Genomic DNA, 19,104 nt, shown 5'->3' with positions numbered 1-19,104 from the left:
TAACAATTAAAATAAAACCCATTTAATATTTGGGTTTTATTTATTTTAAGAATTGGAAACTCAATATGATTGAAAATAAAATTTTATTAACTGACTGTCCTGATGATAAAGGGTTAATCGCTAAAATAACCAACATCTGTTATAAACACCAGTTAAATATTGTGCATAATAATGAATTTGTCGATTTTGAAACTAAACATTTCTTTATGCGTACTGAATTACAAGGGATTTTTAATGAAAAAACCCTACTCGCAGATTTAAATTTTAGTTTACCACATGGCACGAATTGCCGTTTAATTGATGTTAATCGTAAAAAACGCATTGTAATTTTAGTTACCAAAGAAGCACATTGTCTAGGTGATATATTAATGAAAACTTATTATGGTGGTTTAGATGTAGAAATTACTGCTGTAATCGGAAATCACCAAAGTTTACGTTCCCTAGTTGAACGATTTGACGTACCTTTTCATTGCATTAGTCATGAAAATTTAACTCGAGTAGAACACGATAAATTATTAGCAGATAAAATTGATGAATATCATCCTGATCTGATTGTATTGGCAAAATATATGCGTGTGCTTAACCCTGAATTTGTCGCTCGTTATCCAAATCGAGTGATCAATATTCATCATTCATTCTTACCCGCTTTTATTGGAGCTAACCCTTATAAAAGAGCCTATGAACGTGGTGTAAAAATCATTGGTGCAACCTCTCATTTTATTAATAATGAATTAGATGAAGGTCCGATTATTATGCAAAATGTGATTAATGTAGATCACACATATTCAGCAGAAATGATGATGAAAGCAGGGCGAGATGTAGAAAAAACAGTGTTAAGCCGAACATTGGATCTAGCCATTCACGATCGTTTATTTGTCTATCAAAATAAAACTATCATTTTATAAATATAAAAAATCCCCAGAAAACTAGGGATTTAAATTTAAAATAAAATTCTTTATCTATTATTTGATAACTACAACATCAATCGCAGCTGGACCACGTTGAGAATCTTGTACATTATATTCAACATTGTCACCTTCGTTTAAGGTTTTGTAGTTGTCACCTACGATACCAGAAAAATGAACGAATAAATCTTTTCCGCCATTTGCAGGAGTGATGAAACCAAAACCTTTATCAGAGTTGAACCATTTTACAGAACCGTTTAATTTAGACATGTTGTCTTCCTCATTTGAAAATTTAAATTTGTGCTTGCAAACAAGCCCTCGTGCTAAGAAGGATATAGAAACTGATATTAAAAAATCCAAGAACAAATTTAAAACTTGTGATACGGAAGAACTAATAACGCATTTTATAAACTACTGTCTAGCTGTAAGACATTAAAGCATTAACTCCATATTAAAGCAAGTATTATTTACTCCATTTTGAAAATAAAAATGATTATTAAAAATATGTTATAAAATAACCGCACTTTTCCCCTAAAACAAAAAAATTGCAAGTCTTTCGACTTGCAATTTCTGTATAAAACGAAAAATAAAGAATTAACGTTTTGAGTATTGTGGACGACGACGTGCTTTGTGTAAACCCACTTTTTTACGTTCAACACGACGAGCATCACGGGTAACAAAGCCCGCAGCACGTAATGCTGGACGTAAAGATTCGTCATATTCCATCAATGCACGAGTGATACCGTGACGGATTGCACCCGCTTGACCAGAAATACCACCACCAGTAACAGTGATGTAAAGGTCTAATTTATCTGTCAACTCAACGAGTTCTAATGGTTGACGTACGATCATACGTGATGTTTCACGACCGAAATATACGTCTAAAGAACGTTGGTTAATGGTGATGTTACCATTGCCCGGTTTGATAAATACACGAGCTGAAGAGCTTTTGCGGCGACCTGTGCCGTAGTTTTGATTTGCTGCTGTCATTTTTTTGCTCCGTGATTAAATATCTAAAACTTGTGGTTGTTGTGCGGCATGTTCATGTTGTGAACCTGCGTACACTTTTAATTTGCGGAACATTGCACGTCCTAATGGACCTTTTGGCAACATACCTTTAACCGCAATTTCAATCACTGCTTCTGGACGGCGAGCAATCATTTCTTTGAAAGTCGCTTGTTTGATACCGCCTACATAGCCAGTGTGCCAGTAGTAAATTTTATCGTCTTCTTTACGACCTGTTACGGCTACTTTCTCTGCATTGATTACCACGATATAATCGCCAGTATCAACGTGTGGAGTGTATTCCGCTTTATGTTTACCACGAAGGCGACGAGCTAATTCAGTGGCTAAACGACCTAACGTTTTACCTGTCGCATCTACTACATACCAGTCACGCTTAACTGTTTCTGGTTTTGCTACAAAAGTTTTCATTAATTAAATTACCAATATTAAATATTAATACCCAGTGTCAATCATTAAGATAAACACAACCATTGATCTCAATCATCACCCCTTCGAGTGCGATCTCGACAAATAATGTGCGGTGGGAAAACCGCAACATTCACAGGGTCGTGCGATTATACAAGGTTTGATAGAAAAAAACCAGTAATTAGTGAAAAAATAAACAAAATTTAACCGCACTTTTATATCAAAAAACTAAAATCATACAAGACAAAAGTAAATTTTAACGCTATGATAAGACAATAGTTTTACATCATACATTAATAATTAACTTAAGGGGGCATTATGCAAAACATTCAGAACTGGTCAAATGAAATGTGGTTAATTGCTGGAATAGGACTCTTTGTTGGGTTTATTTTAGCTTATTTATTCATTAGTTTGACCAAAGGATCGGTAAAAAAACAAACTGAAACCGCAAAAGAGCTAACTCAAGCCAAACAAGAATTGGAATCCCAAAAACAATTATTAGAGAAACATTTTGCAGAAAGTGCTGACTTATTTAAAACACTGGCACAAGATTATCAGAAAATCTACCGTCATCTTGCCAAATCTTCTGAACAACTTTTGCCTGATGCCAATAATAAAAGTTTATTTCTACAAAGTTTTATGAATTCAGAAAAATCTACAGCCATTACGCCAGAAAATCCACCAAAAGATTATAAAGAAGGTTCTTCTGGGTTGTTAAAGAATTAATATATTTGGGCGAATTCAAAATAATTCGCCCTTATTATTTTTGATTATACAAATAAGTGATGATACCGTTCCAACTCGGCTTTAGTTAACGAAAAAACCCCTAATCCCCCATTTTTAAATTCAATCCAATTAAACGGTACTTGTGGAAAACGAGCTTGCAAATGAATCATTGAATTTCCTACTTCACAAATTAACACACCATTTTCTTTTAGATATTTTGGTGACTCTGCTAAAATTTTTATCACCAAATCCAAACCGTCATCGCCTGCCGCTAGTGCCAATTCAGGTTCATGGGAAAATTCTTCGGGCATACTGTCCATATCTTCTTGATCCACATAAGGCGGATTGGTCACGATTAAATCATATTGATCCTGCGGTAACTGCTCAAATAAATCCGATTGAATCGGGATCACTCGCTCGCTCAAACCGTGACGTTCAATATTATATTCCGCCACATCCAAAGCATCACGGCTTAAGTCCACTGCATCGACTTCTGCATCAGGAAAACGCTCTGCACAAGCAATCGCAATACAACCACTACCTGTACACATATCTATGATTCTGGTTGGCTCTTGCTCAATAAACTCTGCAAAACCATTTTGAATTAACTCGCCAATCGGTGAACGTGGAATCAATACTCTCTCATCTACATAAAATGGCAAACCACAAAACCATGAAGTATTAACTAAGTAAGGGGCTGGAATCCGTTTTTCCACGCGTTCTGTGACTAATGCAATAATCTGCTCTCTTTCCTGTTGGGTTAAACGACTATCATATAAATCTGTCGGCACATCTAATGGCAAATTCAAGCTAGTTAATACCAATAATGACGCTTCGTCCCACGCATTATCCATACCATGTCCATAAAAAAGTGGTTCACTATTAAAGGTGCTATATGCCCAACGTAAATAATCTTTAATGGTGTGCAAATCATTCGATAAATTCTGTTCAGAAAACGCCATTTTTATTGTTCCTATTTGGTAAAACAAAGTTTTTCCGTTAGTATATAGAAATTATTGAATTTTGTCCCGACTCTATTAATTTTAGGATAACTAAGTATGTCAGAAACTGACGAGAAATTACTCTTTTTGCAAGAAACAAAAGGTATCAAGCCACTCAAACAAGATACTTATGTTCCGTCACAAAAACTGAATAAATTTAAACTCAAACAAAAAGCGAAATTGAAAGATAATCGAGAAAAGCAAGATACCTTATTTTACTTTTCCGATCAGTATGAGCCGTTATTAAACGAAGAAAGTGCGGTGAAATATTTACGAGAAAATGAAGATAGCTATTTGTTAAAACAACTTCGCCGTGGCGATTTTTCCCCAGAAATTTTTTTAGATCTGCACGGTTTAACCCGTGAACAAGCTAAATTAGAATTAGCGAGTCTAATTCAAGCCTGCGAAAACGATAATATTTTTTGTGCTAGTATTATGACTGGCTACGGCACATTTACCCTGAAAAAGCAAATCCCCCGTTGGCTTGTGCAACATCCCAAAGTACGAGCATTACATCAAGCCCCTAGAGAATGGGGCGGTGATGCAGCTATTTTGGTGTTGGTGGATGTGTAAAAAGCTCAAGGCAACCCTTGAGCTTATCAAAACCAATATCACAATTAGAAAGTTGATGTATCCTGAAACAATCCGACTTTCAAATCTGTTGCCGTATAAATCACACGACCGTCAACCAACACTTCACCATCAGCCACACCCATAATTAATTTACGATTAATCACACGTTTGAAATGGATTTTGTAAGTCACTTTTTTATTGGTGGGTAACACTTGACCAGTGAATTTCACTTCACCAACACCTAAAGCACGACCTTTGCCCTCGCCACCGATCCAACCAAGATAAAAACCAACTAATTGCCACATCGCATCTAAGCCTAAACAGCCTGGCATCACTGGATCGCCGATAAAATGGCAACCAAAGAAAAATAAATCTGGCTTAATGTCCAATTCGGCTTCCACATAACCTTTGCCAAATAAGCCGCCAGTTTCGTTCATTTCAATCACACGATCCATCATCAACATAATTGGGGCTGGAAGTTGTGGACCTTTTTTGCCAAATAATTCACCACGCCCAGAGGCTAATAAATCTTCATAATTATAAGAATTTTTTCTTTCTGGAATTGTTTCTGGTGTACAGGTGTTAGTCATTTTTTTCTCTTTAAAAGTAAATCATAGGATATTTTTCAGTAAACTTACTGAATAAACTTACTGAATTAACACTATATTAACAGAGTTTAATTTAAAAAGATATAGCTAACACTTGTTCGCTAAACAGTTCCGAGCAGTTATTTTTTAGCAAACCATTTTAACCAAAATGGCATCGCATGGTGCAGTTCTGCATACTGTTCAATACGTTTAGAAATTAACTGTGCAATAGTCATTTTTTCTTCTTTTTCTGCTTGTTCATCTACCACTAAAGGACGATCAAATAAAATCTCACAAGCCTCAAACACATCATTCACAGTCCAAATGAAAAATTGATTATTTTTCACCGCACTTACCACATCATCTGTCAAAGAAAGCTGATATAAACAGGATTCTGGAATAATCACGCCCTGCTTTCCAGTTAATCCCCTGCCCTGACAAATAGTAAAAAAGCCTTCAATTTTATCATTCACACCACCGACCGAATGCACCAAACCAAATTGATCGATTGCACCCGTCACCGCAATAGATTGCGGAATAGGTAAATCCGACAAGGCACTGACTAACACTAAGAATGCAGATAAAGAAGCACTGTCCCCCTCAATTTCACCGTAAGATTGTTCAAACACCAATGATGCGGAAAATGGTAATTGAGATGGCATATCTAAAATATTGGCTAAACAATTTTCCGCAATCATCATACCTTTACCATGAACATTGCCAGCCAGCTCATTTTTTCTTTCAATATCAGTTACTTCACCATCACCAAATTGCACAATGCAACTAATCCGAGATGGTTCACCAAAAGACATCGGTGTCCCCGTAAATTCCACTACTGACAAACCATTAATTTGCCCGACTACTTCATTTTCAGTATCAATATATACTTGATGATAAAAAATATCCGCATAAGTTTGTTCACGAAGAAAACCTTGTTGAGCAGACTTTTGTTGAAAATATTGCTCAAAATCCACCGCACTTAGCACGTCTTTATTGCTGCTTAACTGACTTACTCCGCTTAAAATTTGGTTTAAAATCAACGGTGAACTATTGATTAACACTCGGCTTTCACTTTCCCTTACTAGCCATTGATATAATTTATCCAAACCGTCAGGGGTTAAACGAGAAAATTGTTGTTGTTCGGCAAAAGACAACACATATTGTTGCCATGCCTGTTGCTGTGGCTCTTTTTCCACGCTGACATAGCTTTCAATTTCGCTATAATCTGCAAGATGATAAAGATCTGGCTCGAGGTTATTCAAAGTAGCTAATTCTTCCCGATTTCCCAGTAAAATAACTTTTAAATGCAATGGATAACTTGGAATCTCGCACGGCAAGGCTTTAAACGGATGTGCCGAATACCAATCAAATTGTTTCGTCATCAGAATATGTTTTAATCGTTCCCAACAATCAAAATGATTTAACAACTGGCTAACGCTTAAAATTAACACACCATTATTAAGTTGATGCACCAAACCAGCGTTAAGCTGAATATCATGCGAGCTAGGATGAATCCGAATCGATCCGAACAAACTTGAATGATCAAAATAAAGAGCGGTGGCGATTGTTTTTTTACTAGCAAAATTATCTTGTGCTGATTGTGCTGGTTGAACGTTTACTTGAGCAAAAGAAAAACTATCCCCTTGTTCCACTTCATACTGAACACCCGATACTTGTAACGGTGCTTGTTGTGATTTTACCCACTTTTCCACCGCACTAGCGTATTCGCTTTGCTCGTCTGCTTTTAACACCAACAAACTGCGGTGTGAATTTTTCAAAAATTGCTCTATAGCCGAGCAAGCTCGCCATTGTAAATCTAAAAAATCGATCTTTTTATTTTCAGTAGGAAATACCGTCAAGTGCGGTTGCAATGTTGTCCAATCTAGTTTTTGTTCGGATAAAGCCACGTTTTTTTCTCTTCATAAAATTGAATGTTGAGCATTATCTCACATTTCATTAAAATTCAAAAAAATCTACTAGAAAAAAAACCTTAATCAGGGTATATTATTTTCAGTTACCACGTCACCAATGATAAAAAAGTAATGATAAAACAATGAAATATCAAAAACTCGAAAATCAAGAAACACACTGGAAATGGCTTTATCTCACTAAAAAACACCGTGAAGGGGAAAATATTACCCGTTATCAGGAAAAAAGTTTAGCGGAAGATAAGGTCAAAGCCCTTATTGCTTGCAAAAACCAACCTGAGCAAATCACCGCTTGGATAGCTGATCATTTATCCGAGGCATTGGTAATTAAACTCGATCAAGCCATTCGAGCCAGACGTAAACGCTTTTTCAACGCTGAAAAACAACATACTAAAAAGAAATCCATTGATTTGGAATATGCGGTATGGCAACGTTTATCAAAATATTCTCGCAAACTAGGTATGACCTTATCACAAACTATTACCTATATGATTGATGAGCGTGAAAGCAAAGCCCAGTATGAAAACAAAATGTCCGTTATGAAAGCTAGCTTAAAGGATTTACTCAAATAAAGGCGAGCATCAAACTCGCCTTAAGTTGATATTGAATGATTATTTTGTTTTGATACTTTGATAAATATAATAGCTATTTACACAAGCTACAAAAATATTCAATCCTGTCACTGGAAATGAACTAATCAGCAAACCATAAATAATAAAACATATCGCTCCGATTAAATTAACCAAGCGTAATTTCACAATATCTTTTAATAAAAAAGATCCCGACACCAAAATCATGGCTACATAACCTAATATTTCAATGTAATTCATCACGTATTTTCCCCTCTTATTATTATAGGGCGCTAGTCTAGCAAGGAATAAGAAATAACACAAAAGCGCAAAGGTTTGCGTGGGGAAAAATTTTAAACTCCCCGATGGTTAGATAAATATAGCCAGATTTAATTATTAAAACGGAGAATTTTTATACGCTTGATAGATCATATTTTGCACTAATTTTTTTCTTGTTTTCCCCACCTCATAAAGCGAAGCATAACGATCAAATAAATTTACACAGTATTGCACTTCGTCAATAATTTGTAATGCTTCTGTCCAATCTAAATTAGCCATATTAGCAAGAGATTGAATGGCTTTTAACGATGGATTTTTGCCAAAACCATTAAATGAAGTCATGTGTTCTCCATAAGGGCTTGGGCTAAAAGTCACATCATAAAAAGGCGATAATGTCCATTTTCCCTGATCGTCTAGCAAGAAAGACCAATTTTTGGAATGGTCGTCTTGATTGCACATAAATAAATTAAACATGGCTCGGCGAAATTGCATTTTCCCAGCATTGAGATCCTGACAAAGCCAGTTACTCACTTTGATTAAATCGGCATAATCTAAACTCGGTTCACGGAAATTAGCCTCAAGTAAACCACAAGCAGTAAGTGTATGTAGCCGTCCTAATTGATTACTATCGTTTTCTATACAATCAAAGCGTTTAATCGCCAACCAATGGCGTTCACCTGATTTTACTTTTAAACTCAATAAATTATGTTCAGGCACATCGATCCCTGCTTGTTCCGCTAAATCCAAATAAACCATTTCACACAAGCCTTCTTCATGTTTTAAAGCAAGATTGTTAGAGGTAAATTTCACTATCCATGCACTATCGCCTTGTTGGTATTGACTGCGACATTGTGACATTGAATTGGTTGGAAAATATACTTGAGCTTTTGGTCTTGCTCCACCAGAACTGCCCATTTGGGTAAGTGCGGTCAAAATATCTTCCGTTTGCCCATCAAAAATAGCTTGAGCTTCCATTCCTAATTGCGTTAACTCAATTAATTTCTGGTCTTGATCTGCAAAAGGAGAAATCGGTTGATAAGATAACGCTCCGATTGCCGTCTCACCAACATAGGCTAGACGATCTAAAGGTGAAAGGCTATGTAGCGAAATTTGATGTTGAATGAATACTCGATCCATTAACAACCGCCCCCAACCATCTGGCAAACTATCAGAAAAAACAGAATGTAAGCCTTCAAATAACCTTGGGGCAAGTTGTAATTCATCATTAAATTTCAATTTTAGCGGTGATAAATTACCATTTGGCAAAGTATTCAGATAATCTTCGTCATATTGAAAGAAAATGCCTTGAGCATTCTTGGCTAACTGCCCTACTTTGATTTTTTCACTGGTCGATAATGTTCGCCAGACATCTAAAAGATCATTTGTTTTCATCTTTTCCCCTTATTCATGGCTAACACTTGTTCAATCGTTTTCGGCATAGGTTCTGTTGAACGTTTAGTTAGTTCATGTAATGCGGTTAAATCATCTAAAATTTGCCAAAGTTGCAATAATTGACGAAAAGAAATTTGCCCAGTGGTTTCAAATTTCTTAATGGTTGAGGCTGGCACAAGACTGACGTTAGCCAGTTGCTCTCTTGAAAAACCTTTGCTTTTGCGTTTTTTACGCAAATAATCAGCAAAGGCTTGTTGAGTTTCGTTGGCTGAATAAAAAGGTAATAGCATAATCTTAAAATAGATACAATAATAGCTAAATTATAACATATTTTCCTATTTTGGCTACTATTATGTCCATTTAAGATAAAATTTCTTGCACTCCACTATATGCTAAATAGCTCCCAAAGGCTAAGAAAATTACACCTGCAACATTATCAATATAACGGCTATATTGACTGTAAAAACGTTTTGCGAAAGGGCGAGAAAATAATAAGGATACAATATAAAAATACAAAAATGTTTCTACTACAATGATGATAAAGGCGGTGAACATTTGCCATATTTCGTGCATATTCACCAATACTAACGACATTACACTGCTGAAATAGATCACGACTTTAGCATTGGATAAATTAACCCATAAGCCTTTCATGATTTCTGCTTTAATAGTGGTTTCTTGATTAAAATCCTGTTCTGTTAATTCAGTAAAGACTGTATTTTCACGCACTTTCACCATTTTTAAACCGAGATAACATAAATAACTCCCCCCTAATAACATAATGACACCATGCAAAACTGGTAGGGTTTTAAATAAAATTGCTAAACCTAATATGGCAGCAGCTGCCCATATTGCCACGCCAATAGTAATACCTAAAATACCACAAACCGTATTTCGTCTTGAATTACTCGCCGCCATTCGACTAACATAGAAAAAATCAGGACCAGGGCTTAATAAACCAAAAAAATGAACAACGATTAAATTAAGCATAATTACAACACCACTATAGAGAAAATAAAATGATAAACCACAATGGCATATAATGCAGCTAATACATCATCCACCATAATACCAAAACCATTTTCTAATTTTTTATCAAAATATCTAATCGGAAAGGGTTTCCAAATATCAAATAAACGAAATAACCCAAATACCAACGCATTACCCAAAATCAAATGTTCCGCCAGAAAGCCAGCCATGCCGATTTGTACAAGCCAAATGCCGACAAATTCATCCCATACGATTGAACCATGATCGTGTACCCCCATATCATCAGCGGTTTTTTGACATAAATAACACCCTAAGACAAAACAAACTGCGGTGAAAATTATAAATATTTTTAGAGATATTATGCTCATCAGTAATATGCCAATGATTAAACCTGCCAAACTTCCCCAAGTACCAGGAGCTGGATAAATTAGACCTGAACCCAGACCAGTCGCAAGCAAATGTACTGGATTTGTTAAAGAAATGCGTTTTAATGGGGAAGCTATGTCTGTCATATTATTTAAAATGTTCAAAACTGGAGATATGTAAATCTACCATTTTTCCTTGCCGTTGGTAAATAATATTTTCTGTAGGATTCTTTTCTACAATACGACCAATACAAGTATAAGGTACATTTAATGGTGCTAAATATCGTTCTAAGAAGGCTTTTTGATGATCGGGAACCGTAAAACATAATTCATAATCTTCGCCACCTTGCAGGGCTAATAGCTCTGCTTGCTCACGTCCATATAAATTAATTAAAGATCGCGAGCAAGGTAAATGATCTACGTTTAGCACTGCACTTACACCGCTGTGTTGTAAAATATGTCCAAGATCGCCCACTAATCCGTCAGACAGATCTAAGGCACAACAAGATAATTGATATCGGCTCAAGGTTAAACCAAGGGATATTCTCGGTATGGGGTGAAGATTGCGTTGAATTAGAAATTCTTCGTCTAAATTCACCGCACTTTTTTTGCTTTGATACAAATCAGAAATTAAATGAAAGCCTGCCAAACCATCTCCAAGCGTCCCTGAAACATAGATCCAATCCCCTACTTTAGCTTGATCACGGCGAAGGACAGTATTTTTATCGCAAAATCCTTGAGCTGTAATGGTGATAGACGGTACTGCTCCACTTGTAGTGTCACCTCCAATTAACGCTACATTATACTCATTAAGAATTTTAAACATTCCTTGGCTAAAGGCTTGCAACCAACTTTCATTAACCTTAGGTAAGGTTAATGCCAGAGAAACCCATGCAGGTTCAGCCCCCATTGAAGCAAGATCGCTTAAATTTGTAGCAATAGCCTTATAACCTAAATCTCGGGGATTTATATTCGGATAGAAATGTGAATTTTCTACCATGGTGTCAGTAGTAATAGCAAGAAATTTGTTGTGCGGAACAGATGTCAATGCACAGTCATCACCAATGGCTAACGCTACATCAGGACGATGAACAGATTGTTGGGTAAAAAAGGTGTTGATAAGATCAAATTCGGTTATTGGCATAATTTGCCCTTTCAGGACTTCGCTCTGCTCCCCCTCAAGTAGGAGGAGCAAAAAGGTTTGGTATTTAAGTTATTTACGCCCTAAAGAGGGGGCAATTTTGTCTAATACACCATTGACATATTTATGACTATCATCTGCCCCAAAGGTTTTTGCCACTTCAATCGCTTCGTTAATCACGACTTTATAAGGGACATCAAGCTCATATTTCAATTCATAAGTAGCTAAACGCAGAATAGATTTTTCAATCGGGGTTAATTCTTCCGAAGTGCGGTCTAAAAAGGGGGATAATGTGCTATCTATTGCGTCTAAATTATTCACTGTTTGACGGAATAATTGACGAAAATATGCCACATCAACACCCTTTAAATCTTGCTCAGTTACAAATGCCAACTCTACTTCGGCTACATCATTTTGTGAAATATACCAAGAATACAAGGCTTGTACAGCACATTCTCTAGCACGACGACGAGCCGATGGCTTTTTAACTTGTTCAGTCATTACTATGCCTTAGTTAGTTAATTTGATTTAATAAATTAATCATCTCAAGTGCCACTAACGCTGCTTCTGCACCTTTATTACCAGCTTTGGTGCCAGCCCGTTCAATGGCTTGTTCAATATTTTCAGTGGTTAATACCCCAAATGCGACTGGAATATCGGCATCTAAAGAAACATGACCAATCCCACTACTTGCTTCGCCTGCCACATATTCAAAATGAGCTGTACCACCACGAATAACAGTACCAAGAGCGACAATACCATCATATTTTTTGCTATCTGCTAAACGGCGAACCGCTAAAGGTAATTCATAAGCACCTGGCACTTTAACCAAGGTAATATTTTCATCTTTCACCTGACCAACACGTTTTAACGCATCAATCGCACCATCTACTAAGCTATCATTAATAAAATGATTAAAACGAGCTACTACCACCGCAATTTTGGCATTTGGTGCAACTAATAAGCCTTCTAATACTTGCATTTTGTTTCCTTTATAAATAAATACTAATTGACGGCTGATTCTAGCACATAATTAGCTAATTGATAACAAAAAAGGAAACCTATTCGGTTTCCTTATGGTTAAATTCTTAATGAATGAATTATTTAGTTACAGCATCTTTTACTTCTGCTGCTTTTTCAGATACTGCATCAGCCGCTGCCGCTGCTTTTTCTTTAGCTGCATCTTTCATTTCTGTCATTTTATCAGAAGCTGAATCTTTCATCTCTGCCATTTTGTCAGATGCTGAATCTTTCATCTCTGCCATTTTGTCAGATGCTGAATCTTTCATCTCTGCCATTTTGTCAGATGCTGAATCTTTCATCTCTGCCATTTTGTCAGAAGCTGAATCTTTCATTTCTGTCATTTTGTCAGATGCTGAATCTTTCATTTCTGTCATTTTGTCAGATGCTGCATCTTTCATTTCGACCATTTTATCTTTAGCTTCAGCTGCTTTTTCTACCACAGCATCTTTAACATCTTTTGCTGCTTCAACAGTCGCATCTTTTGCTTCAACAACGCTAGCTTTTGCGTCCTCTACTTTTGCAGATACTTGATCTTTTGACGCTTGATCACAAGCTGCTAATGCAAATACTGAACTTAATACTAATGTTGCTAATAATGATTTTTTCATTGTTGTTTCCCTGAAATAAAATGAATATTTAAGTAATATCAATATCGGTCTTGCCGATAGTTGCGTATTTTGAACAATTTTATCGTAAAATGCAAAATTTTTTACAATTAATTTAATATGTTCAAACCACATACTGTTATTTTGACTAAAAAAATAGAGAAAAGTTCCTTTTGCTCTATTTTTTATAAATCAACTTATTCTTCAATAGCACGCAGTAATTCGTTGATCCCAACTTTGCCTAAGGTTTTAGCATCTACTTTTTTCACGATTACTGCACAATAAAGACTATATTTCCCACATTTTGACGGCAGACTACCTGAAACTACCACCGAACCTGCTGGTACACGACCGTAGTGAATTTCACCTGTTTCACGATCATAAATACGAGTTGATTGCCCAATGAATACGCCCATTGAAATCACACAACCATCTTCTACAATAACCCCTTCTACCACTTCAGAACGAGCACCAATAAAACAGTTATCGCCAATAATAGTTGGGTTAGCTTGTAATGGTTCTAACACACCACCGATACCAACACCACCAGAAAGATGAACATTTTTACCAATTTGAGCACATGATCCTACAGTTGCCCAAGTATCAACCATGGTACCTTCGCCCACATACGCACCGATGTTTACATAAGACGGCATCAACACGCAGTTTTTCGAAATATACGCCCCTTTACGCACAGTGGCAGATGGCACTACACGGAAACCTTCTTGAACAAAACGTTCTTGCGTATAATCGGCAAATTTTAATGCCACTTTGTCATAATATTTAGTTTCTGCACCATCAATAATTTGATTATCATTAATACGAAATGAAAGCAATACGGCTTTTTTTAACCATTGATGAGTTACCCATTCACCGTTAATTTTCTCCGCTACACGATAAGTGCCGTTATCTAAACCGTTAATAACTGCTTCAATCGCCTCACGAGTTGCTGTATCAACAGTTTTAGGTGTAATATCCGCACGTTTTTCAAAAGCGGCTTCAATAATTGTTTGTAAATTTGACATAATTTCCTTTCTTGTTTTGTCTATAAAATAATTGAATAGTTTTACCACAATTTTAGGCAAAATTCACCTTTAATAAATGATTAACGATATTTTTTTCCATCATCGCCATCTTGTTCAGTTTTAAAACGGCGATGTAGCCACATATATTGTTTAATATCCATTAAAATTTCTTGCTCCACGATTTTATTCATACGAATAGCAATTTCGCGTTCATCGGATAAATCGGTAAAATCTACTGGTGGTGAAATGGTCAGGGTATAACCACTATTATCTTTATTACGCAATGGAGCAAAAGGAATGACTTTACTGTTAGGTGAAGATTTTAATAAATAATAAGACCCTGTTGTTGTTGCGGCATCTTGCACCGCAAAAAAGGGAATAAACACCGCACTTTTACGTCCATAATCATGATCTGGAGCATACCAAATCATCTCTCCTTGACGCAACGCCTTAATCATACCACGCAAATTTTTACGATCCAATAAATCCTTATTTGAACGCATTCGCCCCCAAGTCTGTAACCAATTCATGATAGGATTATCATTAGGACGATAAACACCAATACCAGGGTGATGTAAACCAATAATTCTGGCTCCTAATTCAAGAGTAAGAAAATGTACACCAACCAAAATAATACCATCTTTGGCACATTTTTTAAGATATTCAACACCTTCCGCTTTAGACCATTTTTTAATACGGCGGTCTGACCAAAACCATGCCATACCTGTTTCAATAACTGCCATACCCACATTTTGCATATTTGCTTGCAGAATTTCTGATCGTTCCTGAACCGACATGTCTGGAAAAGCTAATTCTAAATTGCGTTGAGCAATTTTTGCTCGCCGTTTACCTACTTTCAGCTTACTAAATAATAAACCTAATCCTTTCCCAATTTTCAATAAAATTGGATAAGGTAAACACAGAATTAACCAATATAACCCTAATCCCAACCAAAAGCCCCAATACTTAGGGTGCAAAAATGCTTTTTGGAATTGTGGAAGATGATTTTGAGACATAATTTGACCCCGAAGAAATAAACTCCATATAGTTTAACTGAATTTAACAGAAATTTTAAGCCAAACTCTTTTTTGCTGTGGTAAAATCAGCAAAATATTTTTATTTTCTAAGATTAGGACATATTTTATGAATCAATTCTCTGCACAATTTCCAAATGCTAAAGTATTAGTTCTTGGTGATGTGATGCTAGACCGTTACTGGTTTGGTGCGACCAATCGTATTTCTCCTGAAGCACCTGTCCCTGTGGTGCGAGTACAACAAAATGAAGAACGTGCTGGTGGTGCAGCCAATGTGGCAATGAATATTGCTTCACTGAATGTACCTACTCAATTACTCGGTTTAATCGGTAATGATGAAACGGGTTCAGCATTAACTCAATTATTAGAAAAACAAAAAATCTATTGTAATTTTGTTAAACTAGATACACACCCAACTATTACTAAACTACGTATTCTTTCTCGCCATCAACAATTATTACGCCTTGATTTTGAAGAAGATTTTCATCAAGCACCAACAGATGAATTACTTGATAAACTGAAAAGTGCGGTGAAAAATGTGGGAGCTTTAATTCTTTCGGACTATGGTAAAGGCACATTAGCTCAAGTGCAAAAAATGATTCAAATCGCACGTCAAGCTAATGTTCCTGTATTAATCGATCCAAAAGGAACAGATTTTGAACGCTATCGTGGTGCAACTTTATTAACGCCAAATATGTCTGAGTTTGAAGCTGTGGTCGGAAAATGTGAGAACGAAGAAGATATTATTGAAAAAGGGCTAAAACTTATTTCTGATATTAATTTAACCGCACTTTTAGTCACCCGTTCCGAAAAAGGTATGACTTTATTACGTCCAAATCAACCAGTCTATCACTTGCCAACGGTTGCCAAAGAAGTGTTTGATGTTACTGGTGCTGGTGATACGGTGATCAGTGTTCTTGCCACAGCCCTTGCTGATGGACGTTCATTTGAAGAATCTTGCTATTTAGCTAACGTGGCAGCAGGTATAGTGGTTGGAAAATTAGGTACATCTACCGTTTCTACCGTAGAATTAGAAAACGCTATTCACGGACGGACTTCCACAGGCTTTGGCATTATGAGTGAAAGCGAATTAAAAACCGCAGTACAATTAGCCAAAAATCGGGGCGAAAAAATCGTGATGACCAATGGTTGCTTTGATATTTTACACCCTGGACACGTTTCTTACCTAGAAAACGCTCGCAAACTTGGTGATCGTTTGATTGTGGCAGTCAATACGGATAATTCCGTCAAACGCTTAAAAGGTGACACTCGACCGATTAACGATCTTGCTAGCCGTATGGCGGTGTTAGCTGGATTAGCTTCAGTTGACTGGCTCGTTGCTTTTGACGAAGATACCCCACAACGTTTAATTAGTGAAATCTTGCCTGATTTGCTGGTCAAGGGCGGTGATTATCAACCTGAAGACATCGCTGGATCAAAAGAAGTATGGGCAAACGGCGGTGATGTACAAGTTCTCAATTTCGAAAACGGCTGCTCCACCAGTAATGTTATCAAAAAGATCCGTGAATTAAAGGATTAATCGCAGAGATATTAAGCAATCAAATAGTGCGGTGAAAAAAGAACTTGTTTTTGTAAAAATCTTTTTATATTATAACCGCACTTTTGAGAACAATCTTATCTCTCTCAATTTCCGAATGCGACTATAGCTCAGTTGGTTAGAGCACCACCTTGACATGGTGGGGGTCACTGGTTCGAGTCCAGCTAGTCGCACCACTAACAAAAAAACCTAGACATTCGTTCTAGGTTTTTTTACAACTTTATTAATGCTTAATCAGGGTGACGTACTGAAACTTCTTTTAATAAAGTTTGTAATTCACCAGATTGGTACATTTCTAACACAATATCACATCCACCAATTAACTCACCTTCAACCCATAGTTGGGGGAATGTTGGCCAATTAGCATATTTAGGCAATTCTGCACGGACATCTGCGTGTTGTAAAATATCCACATAGCCAAAAGGTACCTGACAATTAATTAATGCTTCTACTGCACGGGCTGAAAATCCACAAGAAGGTAATTTTGGTGAACCTTTCATGTAAATTAAAATTGGGTTTTCAGCAATTTGTTTCTTGATTTTATCTAAAGTTTCCATAGGATTTCCTTATTATAGTTTTACTGCTTATTTAATTTGATAGCTAAAAGTGCGGTCATTCTATCACAAGTTTTCGACCTTGTGTAATAACCAAGTAAATCTATCAATTATTATAAAATATTGTGTGGTTTACCAACTGCCCCCAGCACCACCGCCGTCAAAACCGCCACCACCGAAGCCACCACCAGAACCTCCGCCAAAGCCACCGCCGAAACCACCTCCGCTACCACGGCGACGACTATTTAAAACAGATGCTGCAATAATCGCTGCATTTTGTAAATTATGATTAGCAGTTGGGCTAATATACGGTTTTCTACGCCAACTTATTTCGCCAAATAACACAAATAGGATAAATATTACTACCATGATAAAAGGTGCGATTTGATCCATTAGATCCTCTTCTTCTACTTGAGCAGCATACTCACCTTTACTCGCAGCAATAATATGTTCTAAACCGTTATTGATACCCTGTGCATATTGACCCTGTTTAAAATAAGGCAAAATACCTTGTCGAATCAGTTGAGATAAAAAGGCATCTGTTAATACCCCTTGTAAACCTTGCCCTGTAGCAATAAATATTTTACGATCATTTTTTGCTACCAAAAACAATACACCATTATTTAACTGCTTACGACCAATCCCCCATTTATCACCTAATTCTGCTGTATATTGAGCAATTTCCTGTTCACCTGTAGTAGGAATAATAACTAACGCAATTTGTGAGCTAGTTTCTTTACCATATTGATAAAGTTTATTTTCAAAATACTGTTTTTCCTGTTCTGACAAAGTATTAGTGTAATCATTTACATAACGAAATGGATTTGGTACTGATGGAAATTCGGTAGATTTTGCCAGTAAACTGACAAAAATAAGGCTTAAAAAAACTATTGTTTTTAATAATTTAGTCATCAATTATCACCTCATTTGGTAATTCATTAATGTCATCTGGCTGATAAGGAAAATGAATTGCCAGCTCTTTACCTATTTTTTCAATCGCAGATAAAAGCCCGAGAGTATATTGCTTTTGTCCAAAATAGTTAATCATAGAGAGACATTGCTTTTGCCAAAACTCATCACCAACAAATTGATGAATACCTATATCACCAATAATTGAACATTGCTGATCTTTGTATGCAATATAAATCAATACTGCATTGCGAGCAGCGGTTTTGTGCATTTCTAGTTGATTGAAGATGGCTAAAGCCTGATCTAAATTTACTGTATTTTTGGGTAAATGACGTTCAATATACACTCGCAATTCTGCGGAGGTATTTTTTTCTAATTCAGCAATAGCACTTTCAATCTGTTTTTTATCAAAGGGGATTCGAGAAAATAAAGACATATTTTATATTCATTAGCACGAGTTGACGCACAATAAAATTATCAAAAAATGGTGCGTTTACACGCACCAACAT

At 36.3% G+C, this 19,104-nt stretch carries 25 protein-coding genes and 1 tRNA gene; 6 read left to right on the top strand and 20 right to left on the bottom strand.

Annotation, left to right across the window (positions count from 1 at the left end):
• The first annotated feature begins 65 nt into the window (after positions 1 to 65).
• A complete protein-coding gene (gene purU / locus O1Q80_RS06400) occupies positions 66 to 905 on the top strand; it encodes a formyltetrahydrofolate deformylase (RefSeq protein ID WP_386685965.1) in 840 nt (279 codons plus the stop codon).
• Between the two features lie 57 nt (positions 906 to 962).
• On the opposite strand, the gene O1Q80_RS06395 is transcribed toward purU, so the two are convergent.
• From O1Q80_RS06395 to rplM, 3 genes are all read right to left on the bottom strand, one after another.
• Positions 963 to 1,175 carry a cold-shock protein gene (locus tag O1Q80_RS06395; protein ID WP_386685963.1) on the bottom strand — a complete coding sequence of 71 codons (213 nt, stop codon included), beginning with the start codon at positions 1,173 to 1,175 and terminating at the stop codon, positions 963 to 965.
• 324 nt (positions 1,176 to 1,499) lie between these two features.
• A complete protein-coding gene (gene rpsI / locus O1Q80_RS06390) occupies positions 1,500 to 1,895 on the bottom strand; it encodes a 30S ribosomal protein S9 (protein WP_386685960.1) in 396 nt (131 codons plus the stop codon).
• Between the two features lie 15 nt (positions 1,896 to 1,910).
• Complete coding sequence (gene rplM / locus O1Q80_RS06385; protein ID WP_386692905.1) at positions 1,911 to 2,339, bottom strand: 50S ribosomal protein L13; 429 nt, start codon at positions 2,337 to 2,339, stop codon at positions 1,911 to 1,913.
• A 324-nt stretch (positions 2,340 to 2,663) separates the two neighbouring features.
• On the opposite strand from rplM, the gene O1Q80_RS06380 reads away from it, so the two are divergent.
• A complete protein-coding gene (locus tag O1Q80_RS06380) occupies positions 2,664 to 3,062 on the top strand; it encodes a YhcB family protein (RefSeq protein ID WP_132302543.1) in 399 nt (132 codons plus the stop codon).
• A gap of 44 nt (positions 3,063 to 3,106) precedes the next feature.
• On the opposite strand, the gene prmB is transcribed toward O1Q80_RS06380, so the two are convergent.
• The gene (gene prmB / locus O1Q80_RS06375) at positions 3,107 to 4,024 is read right to left on the bottom strand and encodes a 50S ribosomal protein L3 N(5)-glutamine methyltransferase (protein WP_386693781.1); all 918 of its coding nucleotides are present in this window, start codon (positions 4,022 to 4,024) and stop codon (positions 3,107 to 3,109) included.
• A gap of 96 nt (positions 4,025 to 4,120) precedes the next feature.
• On the opposite strand from prmB, the gene smrB reads away from it, so the two are divergent.
• Complete coding sequence (gene smrB, locus O1Q80_RS06370) at positions 4,121 to 4,636, top strand: endonuclease SmrB (protein WP_386685954.1); 516 nt, start codon at positions 4,121 to 4,123, stop codon at positions 4,634 to 4,636.
• A 44-nt stretch (positions 4,637 to 4,680) separates the two neighbouring features.
• Here the strand turns inward: smrB and fabA are convergent, their stop codons facing one another.
• On the bottom strand, positions 4,681 to 5,226 hold the full coding sequence (gene fabA, locus O1Q80_RS06365) for a bifunctional 3-hydroxydecanoyl-ACP dehydratase/trans-2-decenoyl-ACP isomerase (protein WP_386685952.1): 546 nt from the start codon (positions 5,224 to 5,226) through the stop codon (positions 4,681 to 4,683).
• A gap of 137 nt (positions 5,227 to 5,363) precedes the next feature.
• A complete protein-coding gene (locus O1Q80_RS06360) occupies positions 5,364 to 7,130 on the bottom strand; it encodes an AAA family ATPase (protein WP_386693779.1) in 1,767 nt (588 codons plus the stop codon).
• A 146-nt stretch (positions 7,131 to 7,276) separates the two neighbouring features.
• Here O1Q80_RS06360 and matP point away from each other — a divergent pair, with 146 nt between their 5' ends.
• Complete coding sequence (matP, locus tag O1Q80_RS06355) at positions 7,277 to 7,723, top strand: macrodomain Ter protein MatP (protein ID WP_386685948.1); 447 nt, start codon at positions 7,277 to 7,279, stop codon at positions 7,721 to 7,723.
• 39 nt (positions 7,724 to 7,762) lie between these two features.
• On the opposite strand, the gene O1Q80_RS06350 is transcribed toward matP, so the two are convergent.
• The 11 genes from O1Q80_RS06350 to O1Q80_RS06300 all read right to left on the bottom strand — a co-directional run bounded on the left by O1Q80_RS06350 (position 7,763) and on the right by O1Q80_RS06300 (position 15,556).
• On the bottom strand, positions 7,763 to 7,981 hold the full coding sequence (locus O1Q80_RS06350) for a YgjV family protein (RefSeq protein WP_386685946.1): 219 nt from the start codon (positions 7,979 to 7,981) through the stop codon (positions 7,763 to 7,765).
• Between the two features lie 135 nt (positions 7,982 to 8,116).
• On the bottom strand, positions 8,117 to 9,391 hold the full coding sequence (locus tag O1Q80_RS06345; protein WP_386693777.1) for a type II toxin-antitoxin system HipA family toxin: 1,275 nt from the start codon (positions 9,389 to 9,391) through the stop codon (positions 8,117 to 8,119).
• Positions 9,388 to 9,681 (bottom strand): helix-turn-helix domain-containing protein, encoded by a 294-nt coding sequence (locus O1Q80_RS06340; protein WP_386685942.1) that lies wholly within the window; start codon positions 9,679 to 9,681, stop codon positions 9,388 to 9,390. The genes O1Q80_RS06345 and O1Q80_RS06340 overlap by 4 nt, the downstream gene beginning before the upstream one ends.
• A 70-nt stretch (positions 9,682 to 9,751) precedes the next feature.
• On the bottom strand, positions 9,752 to 10,381 hold the full coding sequence (locus O1Q80_RS06335; protein ID WP_386685940.1) for a homoserine/threonine efflux transporter: 630 nt from the start codon (positions 10,379 to 10,381) through the stop codon (positions 9,752 to 9,754).
• Between the two features lie 2 nt (positions 10,382 to 10,383).
• Positions 10,384 to 10,893, bottom strand: coding sequence for a phosphatidylglycerophosphatase A (locus O1Q80_RS06330; protein WP_386693775.1), 510 nt, complete (start codon positions 10,891 to 10,893; stop codon positions 10,384 to 10,386).
• 1 nt (position 10,894) lies between these two features.
• The gene (gene thiL, locus O1Q80_RS06325; RefSeq protein WP_386693774.1) at positions 10,895 to 11,890 is read right to left on the bottom strand and encodes a thiamine-phosphate kinase; all 996 of its coding nucleotides are present in this window, start codon (positions 11,888 to 11,890) and stop codon (positions 10,895 to 10,897) included.
• Positions 11,891 to 11,959: 69 nt separating this feature from the next.
• On the bottom strand, positions 11,960 to 12,388 hold the full coding sequence (nusB, locus tag O1Q80_RS06320; protein ID WP_386685934.1) for a transcription antitermination factor NusB: 429 nt from the start codon (positions 12,386 to 12,388) through the stop codon (positions 11,960 to 11,962).
• A 13-nt stretch (positions 12,389 to 12,401) separates the two neighbouring features.
• Positions 12,402 to 12,869: a 6,7-dimethyl-8-ribityllumazine synthase gene (gene ribE, locus O1Q80_RS06315; protein WP_386685932.1), complete on the bottom strand. Its 468-nt coding sequence runs from the start codon at positions 12,867 to 12,869 to the stop codon at positions 12,402 to 12,404.
• Positions 12,870 to 12,987: 118 nt separating this feature from the next.
• A complete protein-coding gene (locus tag O1Q80_RS06310) occupies positions 12,988 to 13,518 on the bottom strand; it encodes a hypothetical protein (protein ID WP_386685930.1) in 531 nt (176 codons plus the stop codon).
• A 194-nt stretch (positions 13,519 to 13,712) separates the two neighbouring features.
• Positions 13,713 to 14,540, bottom strand: a complete 828-nt coding sequence (gene dapD / locus O1Q80_RS06305; RefSeq protein WP_386693772.1) for a 2,3,4,5-tetrahydropyridine-2,6-dicarboxylate N-succinyltransferase — start codon at positions 14,538 to 14,540, stop codon at positions 13,713 to 13,715.
• A gap of 80 nt (positions 14,541 to 14,620) precedes the next feature.
• The gene (locus tag O1Q80_RS06300) at positions 14,621 to 15,556 is read right to left on the bottom strand and encodes a Kdo(2)-lipid IV(A) acyltransferase (RefSeq protein WP_386693770.1); all 936 of its coding nucleotides are present in this window, start codon (positions 15,554 to 15,556) and stop codon (positions 14,621 to 14,623) included.
• 127 nt (positions 15,557 to 15,683) lie between these two features.
• Here O1Q80_RS06300 and hldE point away from each other — a divergent pair, with 127 nt between their 5' ends.
• Together hldE and O1Q80_RS06290 are read left to right on the top strand one after the other, a co-directional pair.
• Entirely contained in the window at positions 15,684 to 17,114 is a 1,431-nt protein-coding gene (gene hldE, locus O1Q80_RS06295; RefSeq protein ID WP_386685924.1) for a bifunctional D-glycero-beta-D-manno-heptose-7-phosphate kinase/D-glycero-beta-D-manno-heptose 1-phosphate adenylyltransferase HldE, read from the top strand.
• Between the two features lie 117 nt (positions 17,115 to 17,231).
• Positions 17,232 to 17,308: transfer RNA gene (locus O1Q80_RS06290), tRNA-Val, on the top strand.
• Positions 17,309 to 17,362: 54 nt separating this feature from the next.
• Here the strand turns inward: O1Q80_RS06290 and grxD are convergent.
• The 3 genes from grxD to O1Q80_RS06275 all read right to left on the bottom strand — a co-directional run bounded on the left by grxD (position 17,363) and on the right by O1Q80_RS06275 (position 19,031).
• Positions 17,363 to 17,689 (bottom strand): Grx4 family monothiol glutaredoxin, encoded by a 327-nt coding sequence (gene grxD / locus O1Q80_RS06285; RefSeq protein WP_386685922.1) that lies wholly within the window; start codon positions 17,687 to 17,689, stop codon positions 17,363 to 17,365.
• Positions 17,690 to 17,818: 129 nt separating this feature from the next.
• Entirely contained in the window at positions 17,819 to 18,598 is a 780-nt protein-coding gene (locus O1Q80_RS06280; RefSeq protein ID WP_386693767.1) for a TPM domain-containing protein, read from the bottom strand.
• Positions 18,591 to 19,031 (bottom strand): TPM domain-containing protein, encoded by a 441-nt coding sequence (locus O1Q80_RS06275; protein ID WP_386685918.1) that lies wholly within the window; start codon positions 19,029 to 19,031, stop codon positions 18,591 to 18,593. Before O1Q80_RS06275 ends, O1Q80_RS06280 begins: the two co-directional genes overlap by 8 nt.
• Between the last annotated feature and the right edge of the window lie 73 nt (positions 19,032 to 19,104).

The sequence above is a fragment of the Lonepinella sp. MS14435 genome, from assembly GCF_042485795.1.
Lineage (GTDB): Bacteria > Pseudomonadota > Gammaproteobacteria > Enterobacterales > Pasteurellaceae > Lonepinella.
This window is presented reverse-complemented; position numbering and strand designations above follow the sequence as displayed.

Coding starts and splice junctions, on each gene's coding strand:
- ribE (WP_386685932.1), bottom strand. CDS start 12,869: ATGCAAGTATTAGAAGGCTTATTAGTTGCACCAAATGCCAAAATTGCG.
- O1Q80_RS06340 (WP_386685942.1), bottom strand. CDS start 9,681: ATGCTATTACCTTTTTATTCAGCCAACGAAACTCAACAAGCCTTTGCT.
- O1Q80_RS06330 (WP_386693775.1), bottom strand. CDS start 10,893: ATGACAGACATAGCTTCCCCATTAAAACGCATTTCTTTAACAAATCCA.
- hldE (WP_386685924.1), top strand. CDS start 15,684: ATGAATCAATTCTCTGCACAATTTCCAAATGCTAAAGTATTAGTTCTT.
- O1Q80_RS06300 (WP_386693770.1), bottom strand. CDS start 15,556: ATGTCTCAAAATCATCTTCCACAATTCCAAAAAGCATTTTTGCACCCT.
- thiL (WP_386693774.1), bottom strand. CDS start 11,890: ATGCCAATAACCGAATTTGATCTTATCAACACCTTTTTTACCCAACAA.
- rplM (WP_386692905.1), bottom strand. CDS start 2,339: ATGAAAACTTTTGTAGCAAAACCAGAAACAGTTAAGCGTGACTGGTAT.
- O1Q80_RS06345 (WP_386693777.1), bottom strand. CDS start 9,391: ATGAAAACAAATGATCTTTTAGATGTCTGGCGAACATTATCGACCAGT.
- purU (WP_386685965.1), top strand. CDS start 66: ATGATTGAAAATAAAATTTTATTAACTGACTGTCCTGATGATAAAGGG.
- rpsI (WP_386685960.1), bottom strand. CDS start 1,895: ATGACAGCAGCAAATCAAAACTACGGCACAGGTCGCCGCAAAAGCTCT.
- nusB (WP_386685934.1), bottom strand. CDS start 12,388: ATGACTGAACAAGTTAAAAAGCCATCGGCTCGTCGTCGTGCTAGAGAA.
- prmB (WP_386693781.1), bottom strand. CDS start 4,024: ATGGCGTTTTCTGAACAGAATTTATCGAATGATTTGCACACCATTAAA.
- fabA (WP_386685952.1), bottom strand. CDS start 5,226: ATGACTAACACCTGTACACCAGAAACAATTCCAGAAAGAAAAAATTCT.
- matP (WP_386685948.1), top strand. CDS start 7,277: ATGAAATATCAAAAACTCGAAAATCAAGAAACACACTGGAAATGGCTT.
- dapD (WP_386693772.1), bottom strand. CDS start 14,540: ATGTCAAATTTACAAACAATTATTGAAGCCGCTTTTGAAAAACGTGCG.
- O1Q80_RS06275 (WP_386685918.1), bottom strand. CDS start 19,031: ATGTCTTTATTTTCTCGAATCCCCTTTGATAAAAAACAGATTGAAAGT.
- smrB (WP_386685954.1), top strand. CDS start 4,121: ATGTCAGAAACTGACGAGAAATTACTCTTTTTGCAAGAAACAAAAGGT.
- O1Q80_RS06280 (WP_386693767.1), bottom strand. CDS start 18,598: ATGACTAAATTATTAAAAACAATAGTTTTTTTAAGCCTTATTTTTGTC.
- grxD (WP_386685922.1), bottom strand. CDS start 17,689: ATGGAAACTTTAGATAAAATCAAGAAACAAATTGCTGAAAACCCAATT.
- O1Q80_RS06310 (WP_386685930.1), bottom strand. CDS start 13,518: ATGAAAAAATCATTATTAGCAACATTAGTATTAAGTTCAGTATTTGCA.
- O1Q80_RS06350 (WP_386685946.1), bottom strand. CDS start 7,981: ATGAATTACATTGAAATATTAGGTTATGTAGCCATGATTTTGGTGTCG.
- O1Q80_RS06335 (WP_386685940.1), bottom strand. CDS start 10,381: ATGCTTAATTTAATCGTTGTTCATTTTTTTGGTTTATTAAGCCCTGGT.
- O1Q80_RS06395 (WP_386685963.1), bottom strand. CDS start 1,175: ATGTCTAAATTAAACGGTTCTGTAAAATGGTTCAACTCTGATAAAGGT.